Source organism: Streptomyces recifensis (assembly GCF_002154615.1).
Taxonomy (GTDB): Bacteria; Actinomycetota; Actinomycetes; order Streptomycetales; family Streptomycetaceae; genus Streptomyces; species Streptomyces griseoluteus.
The window spans coordinates 1-3,073 of the sequence record NZ_MUNH01000074.1 but is presented as its reverse complement, the minus strand read 5'-3'; the positions used below and the strand labels follow the sequence as shown (position 1 = coordinate 3,073).

2 protein-coding genes and 1 pseudogene are annotated in these 3,073 nt (G+C 71.0%); 1 reads left to right on the top strand and 2 read right to left on the bottom strand.

The window, feature by feature from the left end:
* Positions 1 to 213 precede the first annotated feature (213 nt).
* Both CCN33_RS04920 and proP read right to left on the bottom strand, forming a co-directional pair.
* Complete coding sequence (locus CCN33_RS04920; protein ID WP_086691486.1) at positions 214 to 885, bottom strand: O-methyltransferase; 672 nt, start codon at positions 883 to 885, stop codon at positions 214 to 216.
* A gap of 131 nt (positions 886 to 1,016) precedes the next feature.
* Entirely contained in the window at positions 1,017 to 2,393 is a 1,377-nt protein-coding gene (gene proP / locus CCN33_RS04915; protein WP_086691483.1) for a glycine betaine/L-proline transporter ProP, read from the bottom strand.
* Positions 2,394 to 2,654: 261 nt separating this feature from the next.
* On the opposite strand from proP, the pseudogene CCN33_RS04910 reads away from it, so the two are divergent.
* Positions 2,655 to 3,073, top strand: a pseudogene (locus tag CCN33_RS04910) (hypothetical protein); the annotation flags it as partial.

The following is a 3,073-nucleotide window of genomic DNA, read 5'->3' as shown; positions in this document are numbered from 1 at the left end:
GGGTGAGTGCCGGGCCCCGGGCTGGGGGCCGGTGGGGTCAGGCGGACGGCGTTCCCGCCTTCAGGACGGCAGTGCGCTGACGGCGGGCCGGTGTCCGCCCCGTGGGCCAGGCTGCCCGCCGGGCCCGGCGGCGCGCTGTCGGCCGACCGGTGCCCCCGGCTCGGCGGGGCGGGCCGGACGTGTGCTGAGCAGCTCGGGCGGCCCCGCAGGGCCTCAGCCCACCACCCGTGCCAGGGCGAAGCCGTCGTAGCCCTTGCCGCCCACTGTCTGGAGGGCCGTGCCCGTCAGGCGGGGGTGGTCGGCGATGAGGTCGATGGCCGCGCGGGTGCCGGTGATGGCGGGGTCGGTGCTGGTCGGGTCGGCCACGCGGCCGTCGCGGACGACGTTGTCGAGGATGATCAGACTGCCGGTGCGGGTGAGCCGGAGGGCCCACTCGACGTAGTGCGGGTTGTTGGCCTTGTCGGCGTCGATGAAGACCAGGTCGAAGGGGGCCGGGTTCTCGTCGGCGAGGTTGGGGAGGGACTCCAGGGCCGGGCCGACCCGTACGTCCACCATCCGGTCGAGGCCCGCGCGAGCGATGTTGCGGACCGCCACGTCGGCGTGTTCCGGGTTGTGCTCCAGTGTGACCACGCGGCCGTCCTCGGGCAGGGCGCGGGCCAGCCAGATGGTGCTGTACCCGCCGAGGGTGCCGATCTCCAGCACCGTACGGGCGCCCTGGATCTGCGCGAGGAGCTGGAGGAACTTGCCCTGGGTGGGGGTCACCGCGATGGACGGCAGCCCGGCCGCCTCCGAGTCGCGCAGCGCGGCCCGCAGGGCGTCGTCGTCCGGTGCGAGCCGGCCGGTGAAGTAGAGGTCGACGTCGTCCCACCGCTGCGACTCGCTCATGCGTGTGCTGCCTTTCCCGAGTGTCTGCGCAATGCCTCTGCCAGGGTCCATGGTGCCCCCCGGAAAGACAGAAGTGGGCGCGGAAACCGTGCGTACGGTTCCCGCGCCCACCTCGCCCGGAGAAAGGACTCCTACTGCTCGGCCTCCACCGCGGGCGGCGAACCCGGCAGCGGACGGCCGGCGGACTCGCTCATCCGCCACACCGCGAAGCCACCGATGACGGCGGCCGCCATCATGTAGTACGCGGGCATCATCAGGTTGCCGGTCGCGCCGATCAGCGCGGTGACCACCAGCGGGGTCGTACCGCCGAACAGGGACACCGAGACGTTGAAGCCGATCGACAGCGAGCCGTAGCGGACCCGGGTCGGGAACAGCGCCGGGAGCGCGGCCGGCATGGCGGCGGTGAAGCAGACCAGCAGCAGACCCAGCGCGCCCATGCCGAGCGCGACGGCGAGCAGGCTGCCCTGGCGGATCAGCAGCAGCGCCGGGATCGACAGGAACAGGAAGCCCGCGCAGCCCGCGGCGATCACCGGACGGCGGCCGACGCGGTCGGTCAGGGCGCCCGCGAACGGCTGGACGATCATCATCAGCGCCATCACACCGAGCACGACCAGCAGACCGTGCGTCTCGTCGTACTTCAGCTCACTGGTGAGGAAGCTCGGCATGTACGACAGCAGCATGTAGTCGGTGACGTTGAAGACCAGCACCAGGCCGACACAGAGCAGCAGCGACTGCCACTGGCCCGCGAGCATCTCGCGCAGCGGCACCTTCGGCCGGTTGGTCTCGGCCTTCTCGACCTCGGCGGCGAACGCCGGGGTCTCCTCCAGGCGCATCCGCAGGTACAGGCCGATGATGCCCATCGGACCGGCGATCAGGAACGGGATGCGCCAGCCCCAGGAGAGCAGGTCGTCGCTGGAGAGCAGGGCCGTCATCAGCGTGACCAGGCCCGCGCCGCCGATGTAACCGGCCAGCGTGCCGAACTCCAGCCAGCTGCCGAGGAAGCCGCGCTTCTTGTCGGGCGCGTACTCGGCGATGAAGGTCGAGGCACCGGCGTACTCACCACCGGTGGAGAAGCCCTGCACCAGCCGGGCCGCCAGCAGCAGCAGCGGCGCGCCGACGCCGATGGAGGCGTAGGAGGGGATCAGGCCGATGGCGAACGTGCCCGCCGCCATCATGATCATCGTGACGGCGAGGACCTTCTGGCGCCCCACTCGGTCACCCAGCGGGCCGAAGATCATACCGCCGAGGGGGCGGACGAGGAAGGCCGCCGCGAAGGCGCCGAACGTCGAGAGGAGCTGTGCAGTCGGGTTCCCGGAAGGGAAGAAGACTTTGCCCAGCGTCACGGCGATGTAGCTGTAGACGCCGAAGTCGAACCACTCCATGGCGTTGCCGAGCGCGGCAGCCTTGACGGCACGCTTGACGAGCGCGGGGTCGGTGACCGTGGGCTCTGCCTGGGCCTTCGGGGCCCGAAGGGACTTCGGACGGGGACTGACAGCGGTGGCGGCCAAAACGGAACTCGCCTGCCTTTCGACGGGGACACGGGCAGCGCCGGACGACGACGGCGATGACGTGCGTCAGGCAGAAAAGAGACGATAGGAGAGATTCGGCCCCTTACGTCCTGTGCGCGGACTGTTGCGTTCTGCAAAGAAACCGCGTCTACGCTGGTACGTCTGCCCTGTTCGCCGAGCACGATCCGCATCAAAAATGTGATCCATATCGCGCTCCGGACCGGAAACCGGCCCCTCCGCGGACTATCATCATCCGGACAAATGGGTGACGGGCATACCGTGACGCGATGGGGCGGGAGGCCACGAGGCGTGGTGGACGTGGAGCACGGCGGCCGGTCGGCGGACCCCCTGGCGACGGCCGGAGCCGGCCCCAGAGCCCGGCTGCGCGCCGCCCGGCTCGCCCTGTGGACGGTCGCCACGATCCTCGCCGCCCGGCAGATGGCCCTCGTCCTCACCACCCCGAGCGGGCAGCGCCTCACCGACCTGGAGACCTGGGTCGGCCCGGACGGCGTCCTGCACGTCAACGGCTCCCTGTACGACTCCACCCGGTTCACCGGCACCCCCTTCGCCGGCCTGGTCCTCAAGCCGCTCACCCGCGCCGCCGAACAGGCCCTCGGCTGGGGCTGGACCTTCGGCACGCTGCTGCTGGTCGTCGCCCTCGGCCTGGTCGTCGCCCGCGC

Excerpts from the sequence above, each read along its gene's own strand:
- CCN33_RS04920 (WP_086691486.1), bottom strand. The coding sequence starts at position 885 with ATGAGCGAGTCGCAGCGGTGGGACGACGTCGACCTCTACTTCACCGGC.